The sequence below is a fragment of the Pseudoflavitalea rhizosphaerae genome (genome assembly GCF_003991355.1).
Lineage (GTDB): Bacteria > Bacteroidota > Bacteroidia > Chitinophagales > Chitinophagaceae > Pseudobacter > Pseudobacter rhizosphaerae.
In genome coordinates, this window is the sequence record NZ_RCSU01000007.1 from 72,789 (window position 1) to 93,468 (window position 20,680).

The 20,680-nt window shown below is 46.5% G+C and carries 18 protein-coding genes; 7 read left to right on the forward strand and 11 right to left on the reverse strand.

Annotated elements, in window-relative coordinates:
* Nucleotides 1-609 precede the first annotated feature (609 nt).
* The 5 genes from D9Y29_RS13570 (at nucleotide 610) to D9Y29_RS13590 (ending at nucleotide 6,093) form a co-directional block, all read left to right on the forward strand.
* Nucleotides 610-1,623 (forward strand): helix-turn-helix transcriptional regulator, encoded by a 1,014-nt coding sequence (locus D9Y29_RS13570; protein ID WP_164735402.1) that lies wholly within the window; start codon nucleotides 610-612, stop codon nucleotides 1,621-1,623.
* 633 nt (nucleotides 1,624-2,256) lie between these two features.
* Nucleotides 2,257-2,946: a response regulator transcription factor gene (locus tag D9Y29_RS13575; RefSeq protein WP_127129005.1), complete on the forward strand. Its 690-nt coding sequence runs from the start codon at nucleotides 2,257-2,259 to the stop codon at nucleotides 2,944-2,946.
* Between the two features lie 7 nt (nucleotides 2,947-2,953).
* Nucleotides 2,954-4,342 (forward strand): sensor histidine kinase, encoded by a 1,389-nt coding sequence (locus D9Y29_RS13580; RefSeq protein ID WP_127129007.1) that lies wholly within the window; start codon nucleotides 2,954-2,956, stop codon nucleotides 4,340-4,342.
* A 390-nt stretch (nucleotides 4,343-4,732) separates the two neighbouring features.
* Entirely contained in the window at nucleotides 4,733-5,578 is an 846-nt protein-coding gene (locus D9Y29_RS13585; protein ID WP_127129009.1) for a universal stress protein, read from the forward strand.
* Nucleotides 5,579-5,793: 215 nt separating this feature from the next.
* Nucleotides 5,794-6,093, forward strand: coding sequence for an early set domain-containing protein (locus D9Y29_RS13590; RefSeq protein ID WP_127129011.1), 300 nt, complete (start codon nucleotides 5,794-5,796; stop codon nucleotides 6,091-6,093).
* Between the two features lie 2 nt (nucleotides 6,094-6,095).
* Here D9Y29_RS13590 and D9Y29_RS13595 read toward each other — a convergent pair whose 3' ends face one another.
* The 11 genes from D9Y29_RS13595 to D9Y29_RS13640 form a co-directional block, all read right to left on the reverse strand.
* Nucleotides 6,096-6,785, reverse strand: a complete 690-nt coding sequence (locus D9Y29_RS13595; protein ID WP_127129013.1) for an SDR family NAD(P)-dependent oxidoreductase — start codon at nucleotides 6,783-6,785, stop codon at nucleotides 6,096-6,098.
* Between the two features lie 126 nt (nucleotides 6,786-6,911).
* Nucleotides 6,912-7,439 (reverse strand): GNAT family N-acetyltransferase, encoded by a 528-nt coding sequence (locus D9Y29_RS13600; RefSeq protein ID WP_127129015.1) that lies wholly within the window; start codon nucleotides 7,437-7,439, stop codon nucleotides 6,912-6,914.
* A gap of 24 nt (nucleotides 7,440-7,463) precedes the next feature.
* Entirely contained in the window at nucleotides 7,464-8,927 is a 1,464-nt protein-coding gene (locus tag D9Y29_RS13605; protein WP_127129017.1) for a pyridoxal phosphate-dependent decarboxylase family protein, read from the reverse strand.
* Between the two features lie 134 nt (nucleotides 8,928-9,061).
* Nucleotides 9,062-9,232 carry a hypothetical protein gene (locus tag D9Y29_RS26550; protein ID WP_164735403.1) on the reverse strand — a complete coding sequence of 57 codons (171 nt, stop codon included), beginning with the start codon at nucleotides 9,230-9,232 and terminating at the stop codon, nucleotides 9,062-9,064.
* 279 nt (nucleotides 9,233-9,511) lie between these two features.
* A complete protein-coding gene (locus D9Y29_RS13610; protein WP_127129019.1) occupies nucleotides 9,512-11,317 on the reverse strand; it encodes an AMP-dependent synthetase/ligase in 1,806 nt (601 codons plus the stop codon).
* A 107-nt stretch (nucleotides 11,318-11,424) separates the two neighbouring features.
* Nucleotides 11,425-12,450, reverse strand: a complete 1,026-nt coding sequence (locus D9Y29_RS13615) for a tetratricopeptide repeat protein (RefSeq protein WP_127129022.1) — start codon at nucleotides 12,448-12,450, stop codon at nucleotides 11,425-11,427.
* A 108-nt stretch (nucleotides 12,451-12,558) separates the two neighbouring features.
* Nucleotides 12,559-13,788 carry a DUF1015 domain-containing protein gene (locus D9Y29_RS13620; RefSeq protein ID WP_127129024.1) on the reverse strand — a complete coding sequence of 410 codons (1,230 nt, stop codon included), beginning with the start codon at nucleotides 13,786-13,788 and terminating at the stop codon, nucleotides 12,559-12,561.
* 246 nt (nucleotides 13,789-14,034) lie between these two features.
* Entirely contained in the window at nucleotides 14,035-15,330 is a 1,296-nt protein-coding gene (locus tag D9Y29_RS13625) for a hypothetical protein (protein ID WP_127129026.1), read from the reverse strand.
* 232 nt (nucleotides 15,331-15,562) lie between these two features.
* Nucleotides 15,563-16,639: a 3-phosphoserine/phosphohydroxythreonine transaminase gene (gene serC, locus D9Y29_RS13630; RefSeq protein WP_127129028.1), complete on the reverse strand. Its 1,077-nt coding sequence runs from the start codon at nucleotides 16,637-16,639 to the stop codon at nucleotides 15,563-15,565.
* Nucleotides 16,640-16,699: 60 nt separating this feature from the next.
* A complete protein-coding gene (locus D9Y29_RS13635) occupies nucleotides 16,700-17,647 on the reverse strand; it encodes a zinc dependent phospholipase C family protein (RefSeq protein ID WP_127129030.1) in 948 nt (315 codons plus the stop codon).
* Nucleotides 17,648-17,717: 70 nt separating this feature from the next.
* Nucleotides 17,718-18,353 carry a DUF502 domain-containing protein gene (locus D9Y29_RS13640; RefSeq protein WP_127129032.1) on the reverse strand — a complete coding sequence of 212 codons (636 nt, stop codon included), beginning with the start codon at nucleotides 18,351-18,353 and terminating at the stop codon, nucleotides 17,718-17,720.
* Nucleotides 18,354-18,614: 261 nt separating this feature from the next.
* On the opposite strand from D9Y29_RS13640, the gene D9Y29_RS13645 reads away from it, so the two are divergent.
* Both D9Y29_RS13645 and D9Y29_RS13650 read left to right on the forward strand, forming a co-directional pair.
* Entirely contained in the window at nucleotides 18,615-19,253 is a 639-nt protein-coding gene (locus D9Y29_RS13645; protein ID WP_127129034.1) for a TetR/AcrR family transcriptional regulator, read from the forward strand.
* A complete protein-coding gene (locus D9Y29_RS13650) occupies nucleotides 19,250-20,665 on the forward strand; it encodes a TolC family protein (protein WP_127129036.1) in 1,416 nt (471 codons plus the stop codon). Before D9Y29_RS13645 ends, D9Y29_RS13650 begins: the two co-directional genes overlap by 4 nt.
* Nucleotides 20,666-20,680: the final 15 nt, after the last annotated feature.

Here is a 20,680-nt window from a genome sequence, read left to right on the forward strand (position 1 = left end):
ACGGATTTTTCGTCTCTGCCGTTCGGGCAATAAAGTAGCTGTTGCATAGGTTGAGACCTGTGCAGATGCAAGCGAATTCTTTCTTTCGAAAAAAAAGTTGCAAACAGAATAGTACAATGATGTCGCTTACTTGTTACTTAATTGAAGGGACATGCAGAGAGTCATGGATATTGAATGGATGGAGTTGTTGCTATTGGTTCTTTCTAAGGAATTGGATAATGAACAAGAAATAACCGGTGATCATTTCTGCGGTTAAAATTAATCACGAGTATCGTTGTGAGATGCCTGTAAGGATTCATAAAATACCCGTATAAGTTCAATAAACACTTAGGGTTTCTATTTAGTCGAAATAAATATTGAGAAAGATCAACAAGTAGTTGCATGACGAAAAAGTTTATCTAATTTTAGAGCTAACGATCTGGTATAATCGTTAACTCTCCACCCAAACCTTCATCCTTAGTTATTCACTCTGGTTTATCCTGATAGTAGCCAATCAGTAAGTCTGATGTTGCCGAACATGTTGTTGATAAGTATCAATTATTTGATACTAACTGTCAGCAATAGGGTATGTATGCAATAAAAAAAATGCCAATGTCAACCCGAACCAGTATGAGAAACTATCGAATCAAATTTCCTGCGATTGACCTCGATCATGAGTTTAAACAATTGAGCCACGAAATGAATGGAGAGGTGGTAGGCGAGGACCTGTTGAGGGTTTCCGGTCGCCTGGCCCGTGGTATCGTGCAAAGATGGCAACCTGAGCCGGCCTTTTCGCTTCGTGCATGGAACCTGCTGTTCCATCAGCCGGTGGAGTTTTATAAGCCCGGAACGGAAGGGGCTGATAAAAACTATACCATCATTTTTATTCTTACGCCTGAACATTGTACCTGGCAACAGATTGGCGCGCATCGCCAATATTCCAGACCCAACACTCGCAGTACCCTGTTGATTGCAGACAGTGTGCCGATGGACCTGGAGATCACGCCACATTTCCCTGCACAATGGATCGATGTGAATGTATCTGCCTTCTGGCTGGCGCAACAGTTCCAGAAAGCGAACCTTCCATTGGAGTCACTCTGGGAAAAACTGAGCGTTGATAATAAACCATTGGTATTGATAGAACCTGCTACTGCCACAGATAATGTTACAGTGAATGCTTTGTTCGAGGCGGCGATAAACCAGGGAAGTGATCCGCAATTGATCAGGACCATCACTATCAAGCTGATCAATAGCTTTCTGTTGCATGCATTGCGTCACCGGGTGCAGGGAATTCCTGCCACGCAGGATGTTCACTTTGAAAAGATCATGGAAGCGGAAGCCATCTTAAAAGCGCATTTGCAAAAAACACTTCCCAATCTCAATGCCATTGCGCAACAGGTGGCTCTTAGCGAGTCTACTTTAAAGCGTCACTTCAAGAATATTTTCGGCAAGAGTGTTTATGAATATTATCTCGATAAAAAAATGCAACTGGCCAAGAACCTGTTGATGGAAAAACCATTGACTGTGAATGAAGCTGCTGTGATGTTGGGATATGAGAAGGTGAGCAACTTTATCGATATATTTAAAAAGCATCACGGGATCTCTCCCGGCAGTGTAAAAAAGAAGGGGTTTCAGAGCTTATGAGGATGAAGTAAACACTATTGTTTTAAAATGCTTGTAGTAAAATAGCGGCATCGCTTAACCGTAAATAAAATTGGTCCGGCTGATTGGCTGAAATGGATTTTTTTCTAACTTTATAGAACAGTCCCTTCAGGTATCACCACACAACCAATGGGTATTTAGCAGCTCCACACGTAATCACATGAGTAGCTCTTCAATGATGAGCAAGTTTATTTCCTTTTTCTGGTTAAGTTTCTGATAGTGAAAATAATTATTGAAAAACCACAAAAACCAACAACCCCAGACTTTTAAGAACCGATAGAAGCCTCCGTACAATGAGCTTGATTGAGTGACACTATCCGGCAATGAACCTCCCGGCCGTATGGATGCGGCACGGTCAATTCTCTTATGAAAAGCCATTCCGATCTGTTACCCTACTGATTGCTATTTCTGTCTGTACGACCGCATGTACATCTCTATGTACATTTTTTTTCTTCTTGCTGCAGGCCTCCTATCCCGGCCAGCCCCTCTCAATTCCCCATCTTCCCGGGGCAATTATCTGTGTTTTAATTCACTTTTAATACGATATTTACAGCTCCGGCTGTATATAAGCCTGTTTATTTCTGATTTTTGCCGGCATAAGTCATAACTATGAATATGGATGAAGTCAAAATCTTGCTCGTAGAAGACGAAAAGAAGATAGCAGAAGCTCTCAGAAAAGGCCTGATGGAGCAACAATACCATGTGGAAGTTGCCTACGATGGATTGATCGGTAAAAAGATGGTGGAAACCTATAAGTTCGATCTCGTGATCCTGGACATCAACCTGCCGGGGATGAACGGTTACGAACTTTGCAAGGAGATCCGCAAACGCGATGAAAGGATCCCGGTAGTAATGCTTACCGCCCTCAGCGCCACAGATGATAAGATCGAAGGCTTCGATGCCGGCGCCGATGATTATATCGTAAAACCCTTCGATTTCAAAGAACTGCTCGTTCGCATCCGCGCTCTCCTCAAACGCATCTACCAGAACGTTCCCTCAGGGAATATGCTCAAAGTGGCCGACCTGGTAATGAACCTCGACAGTAAGGAAGTGACGCGCGCAGAAAGGCCCATCTCCCTCACAGCCAAAGAATTTCAATTGCTGGAATACCTGGTCCGCAATAAGAACCGCGTGGTGAGCCGCGCAGACATCGCACTCAATGTGTGGGATATTGACTTTGATACCAAAACCAATGTAATTGATGTGTATGTGAATTTCCTGCGCAAGAAACTCGACAGGGATTTCGATTCAAAACTCATCCATACACAGGTAGGCATGGGTTATATCCTGAAAGAAAATTCCTGATTGCTGATTGAAGATCAAGTATAAAATAACCGCCCTCTTTGCATTACTGGCTACTGCCATCATGTTATTAAGCAGTGTGAGTGTTTATTACTTTACTTCAAGCGACCGCGCCGAAGCATTTACGAGACGGCTGAAAGGCCGCGCCAATAACAATGCACAGATCTATTCCATCTTCGGGGACAGCAGTATCAAATTACTCACGCAGATAGATTCAGGCTCTGTAAGCACATTGCCCCGCAAGAGTGTAGTGATCTTCGATTACCTGGATAACCCACTCTATGTTTTCAATGCCAAAGGTGAAACCGCTCCGCCGGTTGACCGTACCATCCTGGAAAGATCACGCGTTGAAGAAGAGGTCTATTTCAAAGTCAAAGGCCGCGAAGCCATTGCCTTTCATCACACCGATGCCCGTAACCGGCTTGTGGTGGTAGTGGCGGCTTATGATGAAGACGGATGGGCAAGACTGGTGCAACTGCGGCATATCCTCTTTCTCGGACTCCTGATCGGGATTGCCATTGCGCTGATCGGAGGCTGGGTATTCTCCGTACAGCTGGTCAGGCCCCTATCCATGATCATACAGGAAGTAAAAGATATTTCTTTGCAAAACCTTTCCCACAGGCTGGAAGCCGGCAGCGGCCAGGATGAGCTTCATCAACTGGCCAATACTTTCAATGAACTGCTGAACCGCTTGCAGGAATCTTTCATGATCCAACGAAGGTTCATCTCCAATGCGTCGCATGAACTGAGCACACCGCTCACTTCCATCTCCAGTCAGCTGGAAGTTACCCTGCACAAAGACCGCAATATCGAAGAATACAAGCAGGTTATGCTGAGTATCCGCGAAGATGTAAAGCAGATGCAACAACTCACCAAAAGCCTGCTGGAGATTGCAAAGACAGGCTCCCAGGGCACCATTGAACTGGTGGAAGTGCGCATCGATGAAGTGATGTTCAAAGTGATGGGTGATGTGCAAAAGATCAGTCCGGATTATAAGGTGGAATTGCATTTTGAAGATATTCCGGAAGACGACAGGGAGTTCCTGGTATTCGGCAACAACGACCTGCTGTACAGCGCTATCAAGAATTTTGTGGAGAATGGATGTAAGTATTCGCAGGACCATACTTCATGGGTTGATCTCAGTTTTCAGAGCGGACAGATCATCATACGTGTGAAGAACCAGGGTGATGTGATTGCTGAAGAAGAGATCGAGCATATCTTCCAGCCATTTTACCGTACAAGTTCTGCCGCTACACGAACAAAGGGATTCGGGCTGGGGCTTGCGCTGGCCAAAAGAATCATCGGATTGCATAAAGGAGCCATCAATGTGCAGAGTGATATTGTTGCCGGCACTGTCTTTACCATCGTTTTACCCAGTATCAAAGCTTTCTCACGCTGATTTAATTCCTTTTTAATGCTGGATTAATGCACGTTTAAGGGGTTTAGATCAAATTTGGCGACTTATAAAATGGTATGAACTACCGATCGCTAATTCATTGGATCCCTCTTTGTTGTATTATCGCTCTGCTGGTAGCTGGCGCAATGCTCAAAAAAAAGAACGTTGAGCTTGCATCAAAGAATAAACGTTTGGTGCTCCAAAACGATTCCATCCTCTCTGTAAATATTGTCCTGGAAAAACAGCTTGCAAAACTGCAAAAATCACTTGACAGTCTTCGTCCTCATTAGGGTGAAACCCTTACTGCGTCTTACTTTAATAGGCTTTTAATATGTGCTTAACTGGGTTTTAATTACTTAAGCATAGCTTTATTTAAAGCGGAAGTCCGATAGCATGAATAAGCTGTTCAATAATATCCTGGTGCCTGTTGAATTCAGTAAACAGACCAGCCGGGTGATCAGTCAGGCAGTAATGATAGCCAATCACTTCAGGTGTGATCTGCACCTGGTGCATGTGGAACATAATAGTATGGCCGATGCTGAGAAACATCTGGTTCAGGCGCTCACGGAAGGTGAGCTGGCCGATTACGAAGTACAGATGATGGAACTCAAAGCAGAATTCTTCCCGCAACTGGAAGAGGGCCTGCAGCTCATAACGGCCATGCGCAGGGGCAGCAGGGAACTACATGTTACTTCTTACGCTTTACAGCACGCAATAGACCTCATTATCGTAGAGAAACCGCGAAGTATTCTTCCCATGCGGTTTTCAAGATCTTTCAATATCAACAGGATCTCCAAAAAGACAGGCTGCCCGGTCCTGACCGTTAAGGGAACGGCAAGACTGGAAGCAATCAAAAATATCGTGCTGCCGGTGGATGCACATCTTCCATTAAGAAAAGTGATGTTTGCCAGTTACCTGGCCAGGCATTTCAATGCAAGGATCCACCTGATTGCATTAAGTGAGCCCGGCGAGGAAGACAATGCAGTGAACAAAGTATACCTCTATAAGACTTACCAGTTGTTGCGCGAGAACACTAACCTGACGGTGGAATGTCATACCGTTCATGGTGGCAATATTGCGGATACAACATTGGAATATGCCCGTCAGATCAATGCAGACCTGATAGTCGTGAATCCCGGTAAGGAAATGCTGCTGAGCGGGTTTGTGAACAGGCTTTTTGCCCGCCTCCTCTTCAATGAAAGCAGGATACCTGTAATGACTGTAGCGCCTGCCCGTTAATCCGTCATTTGTTTGAATACGCATACATCCGTACCCTTACTTTCTTCCCTGGTTACGATAATTTAATCCGGTTCCGTTACGGAAATCCAGGAGTATTGTCGTAACTTTTACGTCCTCCCAAATACATACCGTCATTCAGTGTAGGCTATCCGTCTGTATGGACCAACGATTGATTGCTTAGGAATTGTTTTCTGCAAACCTAAAATGGAGCGATCATGAAAACGCATGAATATCCTTACGTGAACAAGCGGAAAAAGACCATCCGTTTTGTGGTGCACAACAGTTGCGCCGACCATATTGCACTCTGCGGCAGTTTCAATCACTGGGAACATGATAAACTACTGCTGAAGCCCGACAAGAAAGGGCAATGGTATATCGAAATCCCGATGCTGCCCGAGGGGAAGTATCATTACAAATTCTTTATCGACGACAGGATGTGGATGGAAGACATCGAGAATATGCACCGGGAGCCCGATGGTGTTTCGGGATGGAATAGTGTATTGATGATCGGTTGATCCTATGCGTTATTATACATCTTATAAACCGGCTCACGGATGGCATCGCCTTTTTCAGAGCAGATGAAATCCAGCAGGTCGGCTATTTGCTCCGGCTTCACCCATTTGCTGGTATCGGCATCAGGCATGTCTTTCCGATTGGCGGCTGTATCGATGGTGCCAGGGGCCACAACGGAAGTAACCACATTAATCCCTTTGGCGGTTTCATTGAGAAGCTCAGCCAGTTTGAAAAGCATATTCTTGGTGATGGCATAGGCCAGTACATTCTTCCCGGCAGCGGCATTGAGTGCAGGTTTGGAGCCGATCAGCACAATGCGGCCATAACCCTGCTGCATCATATGATTGAAGAGTGGCCTTGCCGCGTAATAAGCTGTTTCGAAATTGATCGAGAACATTTCTTTGATGGCCTGGCCATCCGTTGAATCGATATTCCCCATGGTAAATCCTCCTGCCAGGAGCAATGCGCCATCGATCTTCTTGTGCTTACTGATCATTGTATCTATGAATGCACTGGTTTCCGTTTCATCGGCCAGGTTCACTGCGTGGTATTCATACATGGGATGATCGGTAACAAACCGGGACTTGCTGTTGTGCCCGGTTGCAATCACGCGATAATTTGCCGAAAGAAATTTCTTTACTACCGTGGATCCCAGTCCTCCATTCGCTCCTGTGATGATGATGGTCTTTGCCATAGCATGTTCTTTTGTTAGCGCTACAAATGTACTGTTATTAATTCCCCGGCATTCTTTTTGAATAAAAAAAGGACCCTACGTTGAAACGTGCGGTCCTTTCCAACATGAGTTACATGTGGATCCTTTTTAAAACACAGCGTTCTGTTCCTGCCGGGGGCTTTCTCCATCCCGGGAAGAACGGGCGCTGTTATTGATCAGCAGCTCCATTTTGATATCAGATCTGATGTAATCGTTATCAGGTTCCAGGGGAACTTCCACAAAACCAAGTTTGCGGTACAATGACAGTGCTGGCAGCAAACCTGTATTTGAATACAGTACCACTTTTTGGGCTCCGAGCCTGGCTGCTTCTTCAATGATGGCATTTCCGAGAATGGCTCCGATCCCTTTCCCCTGTGAAGTTTCACTCACCGCCATTTTGATCATCTCGAAGTCGGAATCGTTGATCTTTTTCAAACCAACTACGCCAACGGCTGTGTTGTTCTCCAGTGCGATCAGGATAGAGCCTCCTGGTTTGATCACTGTTTCATCGGGGTTCAACAGCACATAATCGTCTGCAGGTTCAATGCGGAAATATTTTTCGATCCAGGCTCTGTTCAGGTTGTCAAAATCCTTACGGTATTTCGGTTCATACGAAACTACAGTTATTGGTTGCATTTTGTTTAGTTTAATCGTTAAATTTTAGCGTGAAAGCCCGCCTCCTATCTGTAGCACAGCTTTCACTAATTGATCAAGATCAGTTAAGCGTGTGCGATGATTGGTGATGGCTACCCTGATCACATATTTCCCGTTGAGGAAAGTATACGTGGGCGCTGCAATTCCCTTTTCGTGCAATTGCATCAGGACCTCTTTGTTGAGTTGATTGAGCTGTTCAGTATCTGTGGTATTGCCGGTAAACCTGAAGCAAACGATATTCAGCGATGGCTCCATCAACAATTCAAGAGAAGTTTCCTGTTTTATCAGACCAGCCAGATACTGTGCCTGGCGTATGTTCTGGCGAACGAGCTGCCGGTATTTCTGCATCCCGTTCTCCTTCATTACCATCCATACTTTCAAAGCCTTGAAGCCTCTCGACAATTCCATTCCATAATTGCTGAAAGGATCGGGGCCGGAAGAGAGACCGCGTTCATGATTTGCCAGGTAGCTGACTGCAATTGCAAATGCTTCGCGATGCGCTGCTGCATCTTTGATCAGTACGCAGGCTACTTCATAATTTACGTATAACCATTTGTGATAGTCGAATGCTAAACTGTCGGCCAGTTCGATTCCCTGCAAACGTTGTTGAAACTCCGGTAATATTTTCGGGATAGCCCCGAAGGCGCCGTCCACATGGAACCAGCAGTTATTGGCTTTGGCAATGGCTGCAAGTGCTGTCAGCGGATCGATGGCTCCTGTGTTGACAGTACCGGCGTTGCCGATGATGCAGAATGGAGTATGACCTGCGGATTTATCGGCGATGATCATTTGTTCGAGTACGTTGAGGTTGATGCAATAGTTTTCGTCAACGGGCACCTTCCTGAAGTTGTTACTTCCGATACCGATCACTTCAATTGCTTTGCTAACGCAGTTATGTGTTTCAGCGGAACCATAAACGATCAGTTGTGAAGGCATGGACTGCAATCCTTTCTGACGGATGTTTTTGTTGAAATGATTTCTTGCCACGATCATCGCTGTGATATTGGCGAGGGAGCCACCACTCAACAGGATGCCGCTGGCCGTAGAGGGGAAGCCCATCATTTCTTTTGCCCAGTTGATCACCTGACGCTCTACATACATGGGCATATGTTCTCCTATGCTCACATTGGCATTCATGCCACTCGCCAACATATCGGCCAGCATGCCGGTAATGGTGCCGCCTCCCTGTACCCAGCCCCAGAAACGGGGATGGATATTGTTGGTGTTGAAGGGAAGCACCTGCGTAAAAAAATCTTCGTACACGTCGGATGCATCCTGCGGAAGCTCCGGCAATGGTTGCTGCATACTGGCAACTGCATAGGATGATGGTTTTTTCCAGGCCGGCCTTTCTGCAGCTGATTGGATATAATCGATCATATCATCCAGCATCTGATGACCCAGCGCACGAATGGATGTCCAATCCTGCGGATCAAGTGTTGATTCTTCGGGGAGAATGGTTTCTGTTTTCATACACACCGTTTTGGAGCCCCGGGAGGGGAATAGAAAAGGTTATTGACAGAAACAAAGTTCCAATCAATTTTCGATTGAAAACAGATTCAGTTTTAGAAAAAGAGACTGTATCAGATGGGAAGGGAGGTATTGACTTAATTCATTATTATCCTGTTGGCATCCGGTGATGCAACAATGATACAATCCTGGATGGAAGGGCTGTTGGTCAGTGATGGCATTGAAAGGCCGGGTTGTTGAAAGTCTTTGCCTGCAATGGTAAAGCCCATATTGGCAAACACCAGCAATAGCAGCAATAGTGATTTCATACCCGGGAGTTGATTGATTAATGAAAAGTGTGCCTGTAAATATGCAATAGAAAACAGGGATTGGCAACTGAACTTAGCTCAACTGTGTTAATAATGGTCTGAGGCGTCAGTGTTTTCAAATGATTCGCGGGTAACTAAAAAGGGCAGCGAGTTGGCAGTCGCTCGCCTCCCGGCGAGTGACTTCTATTTGTTCGCCTCCGGCGAACACCGCATCGCCAGATGCGACTATACGAAATTCACTCGCCGCCCGGCGGGTGACTGCAGACACTCCACCGGGTATTACTCTTCAGAATGCGCCACTGCATTGAGATAGATGCGATCGATAGCATCCTGGTATTTCTCCATGATCACTTTTCTTTTGATGCTTAGCTTGGGCGTTAATTCTCCGGTATTGATGCTCCACTCGTTCGACAATAATTCAAATTTTTTCACCTGTTCAACGTGATTGAAGAATTTATTGAAATTCTCTATGAGGTCATTGTACAACTGTGTCACTTTGGGATGGCGGATCAGTTTGTTGTTGTCCATTTCTTCCAGGCCTTCCTTGCGGGCCCAGTCTTTCAGATTGGAGAAAGATGGAACGATGAGCGCACCCACAAATTTTCTTTCGGGGCCTACAACCATTACCTGTTCCACGAACCTGGACTCTTTGAGTTTGTTCTCGATAGGCAGCGGCGCTACATATTTTCCGCCACTGGTTTTGAAAAGTTCTTTTTTGCGGTCGGTGATTTTCAGGTATTTGTTGTTGACCATTTGTCCGATATCTCCGGTATGATACCAGCCATCGGTAATGGATTCAGCAGTGAGGTCTGGGCGCTTGTAATAGCCCATCATAATATTGGGGCCTTTGCAAAGGATCTCTCCGTCTTCGGCGATCTTTACTTCCACGCCGTCGATGAGCGGGCCAACGGTGCCGAACATACGATCCTGTACTTCATAGCGGTTCACGCTGATCACCGGAGAGGTTTCGGTAAGGCCATATCCTTCCATGATAGGGATGCCGGCAGCAGTGAAGATGCGGATCAGGCGTACCTGTGCGGCGGCGCCACCGGTAACGATGCAACGCAGCTGACCGCCCAGCGCTTCGCGCCATTTGCTGAAGATAAGTTTATTGGCAAGGGCCAGTTGCATATTGTACACCATGCCCTGGTTCCTGTTGATCTCGAATTTTGTGGCCAGGCTATGGGCCCAGAAGAACAGTTTTCTTTTGACGCCGGTAAGGTCTGCTCCTTTGGCCATGATCTTTTCGTAAACTTTTTCCAGGAGCCTGGGAACGGTAGTGAACATATGAGGTTTTACTTCACGCAGGTTATCCGCGATGGTATCCATACTTTCCGCATAGTAGACAGCAACACCGCGGAAGAGATAGAGATAAGTGACCATCCTCTCGAACACATGGTTCAGCGGAAGGAAACTCAATGACCGCATGTTATCGCCGGGTGGGAAGCAGGGCATGCAGGCGATCACATTGCTGAGGATATTCCTGTGCGAGAGCATTACGCCTTTGGGGGTGCCGGTAGTTCCGGATGTATAGATGATAGTGGCCAGATCTTCGTACTGGATGGTGTCTGCAATCTTCTGCACACGGGCAAGGCTGGCGGAGTCGGAAAGACTTAGGAGCTCACTCCAGTTACGACTGCTGCTCACCTCTTCGATGGTGAAGATGAACTGAAGTGTTGGCACCCTGTCTTTGATTGCGGCCACTTTATGATAGAGCTCTTCATCATTCACGAAGATGATCTTCACTTTGGCATCGTTGAGAATGAATTCAAGGTCTATAACGTTGATGGTTGGATAAACGGGCGTGAGCACGGCGCCGATCTGTTGTACGGCCAGATCGATCATCATCCATTCAGGTCTGTTCTTTGCTATGAGCGCCACCTTGTCTTTGCCTTCAACGGTATTGTCGCCGGGGCCGATACCCAGGGAAAGAAGGCCTGCGCTGAGCTGGTCCACAATATCTTTCACTTCTCTCGTGCTGAAATTTTTCCAGCTGCCGTTGATCTTTGCGGAGAGCATATCGGCAATTGGTTTTCGTTCCAGGTGATAATTCAGGCAATCGAAAAGGCGTCTGGGTTCGGTCATACAATCGTTTTTATACTGTGAATCAACTATCAAATTACCACTTCTGCGGCAATAAAAAAAGCTATTCCGGGCCTGCGGCCACAGAATAGCTATCAATTGATTGTTAATTATTTGGAAGCAGTCTGATAATACTGACCGGTGGCCGGTAATTTAAAAACACGGTTCTTTTGGAAATTATTGAACTGGCTGGCTTCTTCTGCATGAAGTTTTGTCCAGTTCTCATACGCTCCCAAATTGGCCGCAGCGCCGAAGATCCACTGGTTGTAAGCTTCAAACATTCCTCCTTTCAGCAGTTGCTGCTGGTAATCGAAAAGACGGAAAGGATGTCCGGTAGCATTTTTCGCAAACCAGTCAACAATGAATTTGGTACGGATGGCGGAAAGTGATTCGGGGGTGATGCCATTGCTGGCGATATAACCCGATTGTGATTGGATGGTTTCCAGGAAGAGGCGTACAAAATTGTTCTTCATATCCTGTCCCCTGGTGAGGTTACCATCGGTGAACAGTTTCTTATAGCTGTCCAGCAAAACGGTTTTTATTTCCGGTGTTCTTTTAGAGTAGCTTTCGAGGTTTACGAAGATCTCTCCGTAAATGATGCTCCATACTTTATCCTGTGTGAAATAATAGTATTTGGCAGCGTTGTAATAATTGCCGGAATGATTGGGGTCTGACTCGATCCCTTTTTCCCATAGTTTGATGGATTCCTTATAATCTTTTTTGCTCCAGAGCATTTCTCCATACTCACTATAGAGTACACCTTCATTGGGATATTTCTTCAGTGCTGTGCGATACATCTTTTCACAGTCCTTTCTTTCTTCCAGGGCTTTATAGACAAGGCCAAGGATCTGGAACGACTGCACGTCAGCATCTTCACGTTCAACAAGCGGTTTGGCTACGCCCATAGCATGGGCATAATCGCGTTGCAGGTAGTAGGCAAATGCGAGGTCTTTTTGTAATTCAAAGTTACTGGCGTCTTTTTGCAAAGCGCGGTTCAGGATGAGAATGGCATTGGGATAATCTCCCTGCCTTACAAATCCTTTAGCGGTCTCCTGCGCTGACTTGCTATCTGTATCCTGGGCAGTAGCGATACCTGCTGATAACAAGATGCCGGCGGCAAATAATAACTTTTTCATATCTGTCAAAGATAAGTGATTGAAGTTGATGAACGGCCAGGGCTAAACGGGGGCAGTTGAATAATATGAATTGATTAACAGGGTTTTGCTATGTGCGTAGCTGTTATATCAATCGATCAGATGCGTCAGTAATCCATCTCTGAGCTTGGGTTCAAACCATGTGCTCTTGGGAGGCATTACATTGCCGCTGTCCGCAATATCGAACAATTGCTGGATAGTTACCGGGTGCAAACTGAATGCCACAACCATTTCACCTGAGTTCACCCTTTTTTCCAGCTCGCCGAGGCCGCGGATACCACCAACGAAATCGATTCGTTTGTCTGTGCGCTGGTCCTTGATGCCGAGTATTGGATCGAGGAGGTTATTGGAGAGAATGGTTACGTCCAGTACGCCGATCGGATCTTCATTGAAGGTGCCGGGTTTGGAGTTGAGCTTGTACCACTGGCCACCGATGTACATTCCGAATTCATGAAGATTGGCAGGAGCCAATGCTTTGTCGATTTTTTCGATGGTAAAAGCTGCTTCCAGTTTTTTGAAGAAGTCTGCTTCGCTGAGGCCGTTAAGGTCTTTCACCACGCGGTTGTAATCCATGATGTACAACTGGTTGGAGGGAAAGAGCGTAGTCAGGAAAATGTCTGCACCGGCTTTGGCATCAGCGCCGAGGGCTTTGCGTACTTTGGCGGCAGAGGCAGCACGGTGGTGGCCATCTGCAATATAAGTGGCGGGTACTAATTTCAGGAACAGGTCGGAGATGGATCGGATAGTATAATCATCATCGATAGTCCAGATGGTATGGCTGATCTCATCATCTGCTGTGAAGAGGTAGCTGGGATGATTGGTAGCCTTCCATTCTTCGATGAGTTTGTCCAGCTCCGTAACATTACGATAAGCGAGGAATACATTACCGGTTTGTGCGCCCGTAGTTTTGATATGGTTGATACGGTCCTGTTCTTTTTCAGGACGGGTGAATTCATGTTTTTTAATAAGGTCTTTTTCATAGTCATCTACGGAGCTGCCGCAAACGAGGCCGGTTTGGCTGCGGCCATTCATTACGAGTTGGTAAATATAATAGCAGGGCTTTTGTTCACGGAAGAGGGTACCGCGACGGATGAAGTCCTGCAGGTTTTCTTTCGCCTTGTCGTACACAGCCTGCGTATGAATGTCAACGTTATCCGGCAGATCGATCTCGGATTTGGTGATATGCAGGAAGGAGTTGGGATGTCCCTTGGCTTCAATCCTGGCTTCCTGGCTATTGAGCACGTCATAAGGTCTTGATGCAACTTCTTTTGCCAGGTCTGCGGCAGGTCTTAACGCCCTGAAAGGTGAAATGGTAACCATAATAACTGATTATATGTATGATCTTTAAATACAGGTTTATGTAATAGCAGCCGGTCAGGTCCCCTGCGGGGCTTGAACCGTATTAGCGTGAACAAAATAAAAGGCTTTGGAAGGATTTACCAAAAGCCTTTTATTGGAGAGTGTAACTATCGGAAAGTTATCGAATGAGCAGAGTGCCGCCAGTCGCTCGCCTCCGGCGAGTGATCCGTATTTGTTCGCCTCCGGTGAACGACTGACACACGCTGCCTATTTACGCGCCGGCATTGTATAGGCTACAGAGGTTTTGCAATCGTAAATAGTAAAGCCATCGGAGAGCCCGCATCCATTGTTGAGCCCACCCTGGTTGAAGGCGAAAAAACTGTTTCGCTTCCAGCCCAGCTGACGGATGATATCATCCTTTGTTTTTACAGTGAATTCGTAGTTCAGTGGTTCGATGGTCAGTGATTTGAGTTTGGCCTGGATGGAACCGGAGAGAGTGCGGCTGCCCTCATTATCTTCTTCATAAATTGCAAACACCTGTTCGGGATTATCAGCTTCCCAGTTGGAATCCCAGATACTGTTCACTTCTTTCCATCTTTTCTTTCGGATCTCTTTGCGGGAACAATTGACGGAAATTACATTTTGGGGACTGGTGATCTGACCATTCGAATTATGCTGCAGGTAGCCATCGGCCCTGACGAATCTCAGTTCAGAGCCACCGCCATTGCCGGTGAAGCTGATCAGGTGATCGTATTGTTTGCTGCACATTACTTTTCCAATCATTACCATGGAGACGGTGGGTGAGGCAACAGGCGGAGCAGTTGTTGCAACCCGGCCTCCCGATTGTACGATATGTACAGCGCGTTGTTCGCAATAATCATCATTCACCAGAACGGGGATATAACAATTGTAACTGCCGCAGTTCAGCGGTTCGAGGCCCGGACCTTCATTGGCATCCCTGTCGGCAGCAACAAGGGTTGTGCGGACCCAGGTTTCTTCATTGTTCTGAAATACGGGCCTGTAATTTTCTGAGTAGGGAAAGTAAATAGCGGGTGCTTCTTCTTCACCACCAGTTTCAGGATCGATGTTCACCAAAGCGTTCACACGCATCAGGGAAGGCTTTTCCTGGGATGGCCAGTTGCTCCCTGTTTTGTATCCTGCTTTATCCAGGTATCGCGTCAGCAGGGGAAAACTGTCTTTGTTGATGAAGCGGTCGAATTGTTGCTGGAACCTGCCTTTGGCGGTATTGAATTTTTTGAAGGCATCCAGTGTGTACAGTGGGCTGGAGCCCGGCGCCAGTAAGGCTTTGAGCAAAACGCGTTCGTCTTCATAATAGCCGCTCCAGATAGCTGCCTGCACTTCGCGGAATGCTTGCTCGTCCTGGTAGATGTGGCGGAGCATGTTTGCAAATTCGGAATGCAGGGCTGCTTTTTCCTTTTCCTGCTCTGTGCGGGGGAAAGTAGTGGTTCCGGCAAAGCGGTCAATCTTATCCTTTTTACAACTGAGCATTGAGATGCAGAGGATACAGAAGAGAAGGCTCGCAAATTTTGCGGATCGATTCATACGGATTCAATTTAATGGTTTGAAAAAACGGATGTGATCACTATCCTGATGCAAACTTACGGGGAGGTTCATTCGAAAAATATTTTCAACACATCTCCGGATGCTTAATCGTCTTACGGTTTATTGTAGTTGTATAGGTTGTAAAGAGACCTGCAGTTGCGCTGAATCAAAAAAGACTGCCCCGATCCGGAGCAGTCTTTCTACAAATATTCGAAAGCGTTAAAACTTCTTTTTATCCATTCTTCTTTGCAAAATCTTTCATCAGCTCTGTGATAGCCTGCACACCTGCCAAAGGCATAGCATTGTACATGGATACCCTGAATCCGCCGGAGAGCCTGTGCCCTTTCACGCCCACCATTCCATTGTTCTTGCAGATATCCAGGAATGATTTTTCCAGTTCAGGATTATCGATGGTGAAAGTGGCATTCATCTTACTCCTGTCTTCTTTCGGAACTGATCCTTTGAAGAGCGGCAGTGAATCCAGTGTGCTGTACATCAGAGCGGCTTTCTCATCATTGAGTCTTTCGATAGCGGGGATGCCACCGAGCTCTTTCAGCCAGCGCAACGTAAGCATACAAACGTAGATGGCAAAAACCGGAGGCGTATTGAGCATGGAGCCATTCTCGATATGCTGGCGATAGTCCATCATGCTGGGGATCTTTCTGTCCACTTTCCCAAGGATGTTCTTGTTCACGATCACCATGTTCACGCCGGCAGCGCCTATATTCTTTTGCGCACCTGCATAGATGAGATCGAATTTATTGAAGTCCATAACGCGACTGAGAATATCACTGCTCATATCGCAGACCAGCGGAACGCCGGAGTTGTAGAACTGCGTGAAATCGTGCCACTGTGTTCCTTCGATGGTATTGTTGGAAGTAAGGTGCAGGTATTTGGCGGTTTTGGGGACCTGGATATTTTTAGAAAGCTCACGGAAATTGGAAGGCTTTCCATTGTATACCACTTCCACATGCCCGAAATTGCCTGCTTCTTTGATGGCCTTGGTGGCAAATACTCCGGTATCGGTATAAGCCGCCATTTCGTTCTCGTTGAGCAGGTTCATGGGGATCTGGAAGAACTGTGTGGATGCGCCGCCATGGAGGAACAGAACCTCATGCTGATCATCCAGTTTCATCAGTTCTTTTACGTGGGCGATGGCTTCGTCCAGTACTGCCTGGAACAAGGGAGTGCGGTGGCCGATCTCCAGGATCGATAATCCGGTGTTGTTGAAATCGAGGATTGCCTTGCTGGCTTGTTCAAATACTTCTTTGGGTAATACGCTGGGGCCAGAATTGAAATTATAGATCATGATCTTCTCTTCTATTGTTGATTACTATACTAACCTTATGGAATATCAAAATTATTCAATTCATGGCATATTCCTTTCTTCGTGCAGCCATAATTTATTCAGCAGTTGAACGGCCTTCTTTTTTTCTGCATTACCTGAATCCTTCAACAGCTGCTGGAGGTCCGGCTGGCCTGCATTCACCCAGGCTGTGTACCAGCTGGCTGCCACAGCCTGAATGGATTGCTTCAGTCTGCGTTCCGTCATTCCGTTCATGGCAAGATGATAAGCCGCTGCAAATTCAGCGCTGTATTGTCTTTGGAGTTTTCCATTTCGTTCAGAAAAAGCATAGCGTGCATCAGGTGGAAACTGACCGGAAAGCAAACGTTCAGTCCTCAGTACTGTATCCACTGCGGCGCCGCTTTCCAATACACGCTCCCAGAAAAAAGCAGCGGGATCAGGAAGATAAAATGCGCGCAATGTGAAAAGTTGCCATTGTTCTTCCGCCAGCAGTTCCGGCAGTGCAGATTCCCAGAGCGCATGGATACCACGCTGATTGGTTTGTTGGCCATCATAATTGCTGCAGGCATGAAGAGGCACATGGGCATCGCCGATATAATGCCCGATGTCTGCCGACAGTTTCAAAATAGCATCGGTCCTCTTCTCTTTAAAGGCCCTGGTAAGTCTTTGCTGCATGATCTGCAGCCACCAGGGAACAATGCCATGTGCATGGAGCGTATCTTCAGAATATTTCTCCACCGCTGCTTTCCAGTAACGGGGCAGGGAATCGGTCTGGTAATGATCAAGATCGATAAAATGCCTGGGGCCTTCACCTGGCACGATATAACGGCGCCGGTCAGGGTCTGTTGCATGGTCACGGAGGTAATGGATATGTGATTTGAAAAAGACGGTCATCTCCGGCGGCAACAGGAACACGGCCTGGAAATTGATCAGCTTATGGGCATAGAAGCCCCAGGAGAATGCTTTGAGCCCGATCAGCACAAAGCAAGAGAGGAGGAAAGGTTTTCTCATGTATAGGTATATTTTCGGTTATCCCGGCACGATAGCACCGGGGAAAAACCAACTATATACGAAAAGAAAACTATGCCGGATTTTCTTCGTCTATTTCCGTTACACCGCCAGAGATGGCGAATTTCATGGCATCTGTGGAACTGATATCTGTAAGAAGCCTTACCCTGTCTGACTTTACGAAGTACAACCTCCCGGTGAGCGCATAAGATTGCGGAACGTATACCGCCACATATTCTGTAAGGCCGAACTCGTGCAGCTCTTCACGCGTAATGAAACCTATCTGCCATACATCATTGCCTTCAATACTGACAAGAACGGATTTGTCGAACTTTCTTTTATTGCCTGCAAAGGCTTCAAAGAAATCCTTGATGGTGGTATAGATCAGTTTGATGCCCGGCGTTCTTTCCAAAACCTTATCGAAAAGTTCCACCAGTTTGCCGATGATGTACGAAGAAGAGATATAACCCACAAAGATCACTACCAGTAATACCAGTACGAAGCCCAGACCTGGTATATTGATCGCTTTTCCTTCCGCATCCGTTCCCAGGAAGCCCGGAAAAAATTTCCCGATAATGCCGGGAAGGATGCCATCGATAAAATTGAAGAGGGCGCTAACCGCATACACCGTAATGGCGATGGGCGCCAGGATGATCAGTCCCTGTAAAAAATATTGGAAGATCTTTTTCAGTACCTGCTTCACTGTCATACGATGAGGGAGATTTGAACTCAAAAGTACTATCCCGTACCTTACCGCCGAAATAGTTCCTGAAACCCGCTACTGCTCAGTGTTTCAACATTCAGAACGGCCCGGTTCTTGTGCAATTTCCAGAAAGCAGTCCCACTGCTGTCGTGTTTGCCCCCATATTTTCCTTTCATCACATTGGTCAGACAAAATCATCTAAAAAGCCAAAAAAAAGGGTCGGAAACTTGAACTACTTTCAAAGTTTCCCTAGTTTTGTCGCCGATTATGAGCTCAACAGATACACAAACCAGGGAAAGGATCCGGCAGAAAGCCGATGATCTCTTCATGCAACTGGGCACGCGGAATGTGAGTATGGATGATATCGCGCGGGAACTCGGCATGAGCAAAAAGACCATCTACCAGTACTATTCAGATAAAGATGAACTGGTGAATGCAGTGCTGGACTACACGCTCTCCAAAATGAAAAGGGAATGCGATGAATGCTATGCCGGGGCTAAAGACGCGGTGCATGAACTGTTCCTCACCATGGACCTGCTGGCTGAGCAGTTCCGCAACATGAATCCCATAATCCTGCACGACCTGGAGAAGAACCACTCGGAGGCATTCAAAAAATTCCTGAATTACAAACACGAGTATCTCTTCACTGTAGTACGGGAGAATATGAAACGTGGCATCAGTGAAGGATTATTCAGGAATGATCTCAATACAGACGTGATCAGCAGGTTCAGGCTAGAATCCATGATGATGCCTTTCAATACGCAGGTGTTCCCTACTTCGAAATACAATTTCGTGGAAGTGGTGCAGTTGATACTTGAGCATTATGTGTTCGGGATCGCCAGTACAAAGGGGCATGCCCTGATCATGAAATACAAAGAAGAAAGAAAAAAAAGCAAACCAATATGAACCCTTATCAGGTAGCAAGGCGAAGTTCAACAACGCTGATCATGTTCCTGGCAGGTTTTGCCCTTCCATCAACCCTGATGGCGCAGAACCGTCATGAAATGTCTGTACAGCAATGTGTGGAATATGCCAGCAAGAACAGTGTAACTGTAAAGAATGCACTGGTAGATATTCAGATCCAGCAGCAGACCAATAAAGAGATCACTGCTCAGGCTTTACCGAATGTTTCGGGAAATATCGAAGCCATTCATTATCCCAAAGTACCGGTACAATCCTTTCCCAACTTCATAGCGCAGGGCACTTACGGTGTACTGGTGGCGGAAGGTGTGAGAAAAGGCAATGGTGATCCCATCACAGCGCCCGAGGATTTCGGATTGATAGCCGCGCCATTCGGCACCAAATGGAATGCGTCTGCAGGTGTGAGCCTCAACCAGATCCTTTTCGATGGCCAGGTATTCATCGGGCTGCAGGCCAGGGAAACCAGCATGCAGTGGGCCACCAAGAACGCTGAAGTAACCATGGAGCTGATCAAGGCGAATGTTTACAAAGTGTACTGGCAGATCGTTATCGGAAGAAAACAAATGGAAACTTTTGATGCCAATATCGAACGTCTCGATAAAACACTCAGCGATACCCGCGCCATTTATCAGCAGGGGCTGGTGGAGAAACTGGATGTAGACAAACTGGAAGTTTCCGTCACCAATCTCCGCACGGAAAGAATGAAAGTGGAGAACAGCCTGAAGATCGGGCTCCTGGGATTGAAGTTCCTCATCGGAATGCCTTCCAAAGATGAACTGGTGCTCACAGATACCCTATCTGAAGAAAAGCTGAAAGAAAATATACTCGACGATAGCTACAAATACGAAGACCGCAAAGAATTCCAGTACCTGCAATTGGGCAAGAAGCTGAACGAATTCAATGTGAAACGTTACCAGCTCAGCAGGATCCCTACTGTTTCCGCTTTTGGCACCTTCAGTAAGAATGCGATGCGCGACAAGTTCAATTTCTTTAACGATGGAGATTGGTTCACTACAGCTTTTGTGGGTGTAAGGATCTCTGTTCCCATCTTTGAAGGCTTTGCCAAGAATGCAAGGGTTGCCAAAGCAAGACTGGAACTTCAAAAAACGCAGAACCAGGAAGAACTGCTGAAACTGAATATCGATAATGAAGTAGACACGGCACGGATCAAGATCGGAAATGCATTGCTGACAATGGAAAGCCAGAAGAAGAATATGGAACTGGCGGAAAGCATCTTCAACCAGGCTAAACTGAAATACGATCAGGGCTTGGGCTCCAACCTCGAAATCACCAATGCGCAAACTGAACTGAAGAATGCACAGGTGAATTATTACGCCGCACTCTTCGATGCAGTGATAGCAAGGATCGATTACCTCCGCGCCATCGGTAAACTCTAAAACAAACACAACTTC

What these genes read in the sequence shown, in the direction of transcription:
- D9Y29_RS13570 (WP_164735402.1), top strand. Translation starts at nt 610, where the DNA reads ATGAGAAACTATCGAATCAAATTTCCTGCGATTGACCTCGATCATGAG.
- D9Y29_RS13575 (WP_127129005.1), top strand. Translation starts at nt 2,257, where the DNA reads ATGGATGAAGTCAAAATCTTGCTCGTAGAAGACGAAAAGAAGATAGCA.
- D9Y29_RS13585 (WP_127129009.1), top strand. Translation starts at nt 4,733, where the DNA reads ATGAATAAGCTGTTCAATAATATCCTGGTGCCTGTTGAATTCAGTAAA.
- D9Y29_RS13590 (WP_127129011.1), top strand. Translation starts at nt 5,794, where the DNA reads ATGAAAACGCATGAATATCCTTACGTGAACAAGCGGAAAAAGACCATC.
- D9Y29_RS13595 (WP_127129013.1), bottom strand. Translation starts at nt 6,785, where the DNA reads ATGGCAAAGACCATCATCATCACAGGAGCGAATGGAGGACTGGGATCC.
- D9Y29_RS13600 (WP_127129015.1), bottom strand. Translation starts at nt 7,439, where the DNA reads ATGCAACCAATAACTGTAGTTTCGTATGAACCGAAATACCGTAAGGAT.
- D9Y29_RS13605 (WP_127129017.1), bottom strand. Translation starts at nt 8,927, where the DNA reads ATGAAAACAGAAACCATTCTCCCCGAAGAATCAACACTTGATCCGCAG.
- D9Y29_RS26550 (WP_164735403.1), bottom strand. Translation starts at nt 9,232, where the DNA reads ATGAAATCACTATTGCTGCTATTGCTGGTGTTTGCCAATATGGGCTTT.
- D9Y29_RS13610 (WP_127129019.1), bottom strand. Translation starts at nt 11,317, where the DNA reads ATGACCGAACCCAGACGCCTTTTCGATTGCCTGAATTATCACCTGGAA.
- D9Y29_RS13615 (WP_127129022.1), bottom strand. Translation starts at nt 12,450, where the DNA reads ATGAAAAAGTTATTATTTGCCGCCGGCATCTTGTTATCAGCAGGTATC.
- D9Y29_RS13620 (WP_127129024.1), bottom strand. Translation starts at nt 13,788, where the DNA reads ATGGTTACCATTTCACCTTTCAGGGCGTTAAGACCTGCCGCAGACCTG.
- D9Y29_RS13625 (WP_127129026.1), bottom strand. Translation starts at nt 15,330, where the DNA reads ATGAATCGATCCGCAAAATTTGCGAGCCTTCTCTTCTGTATCCTCTGC.
- serC (WP_127129028.1), bottom strand. Translation starts at nt 16,639, where the DNA reads ATGATCTATAATTTCAATTCTGGCCCCAGCGTATTACCCAAAGAAGTA.
- D9Y29_RS13635 (WP_127129030.1), bottom strand. Translation starts at nt 17,647, where the DNA reads ATGAGAAAACCTTTCCTCCTCTCTTGCTTTGTGCTGATCGGGCTCAAA.
- D9Y29_RS13640 (WP_127129032.1), bottom strand. Translation starts at nt 18,353, where the DNA reads ATGACAGTGAAGCAGGTACTGAAAAAGATCTTCCAATATTTTTTACAG.
- D9Y29_RS13645 (WP_127129034.1), top strand. Translation starts at nt 18,615, where the DNA reads ATGAGCTCAACAGATACACAAACCAGGGAAAGGATCCGGCAGAAAGCC.
- D9Y29_RS13650 (WP_127129036.1), top strand. Translation starts at nt 19,250, where the DNA reads ATGAACCCTTATCAGGTAGCAAGGCGAAGTTCAACAACGCTGATCATG.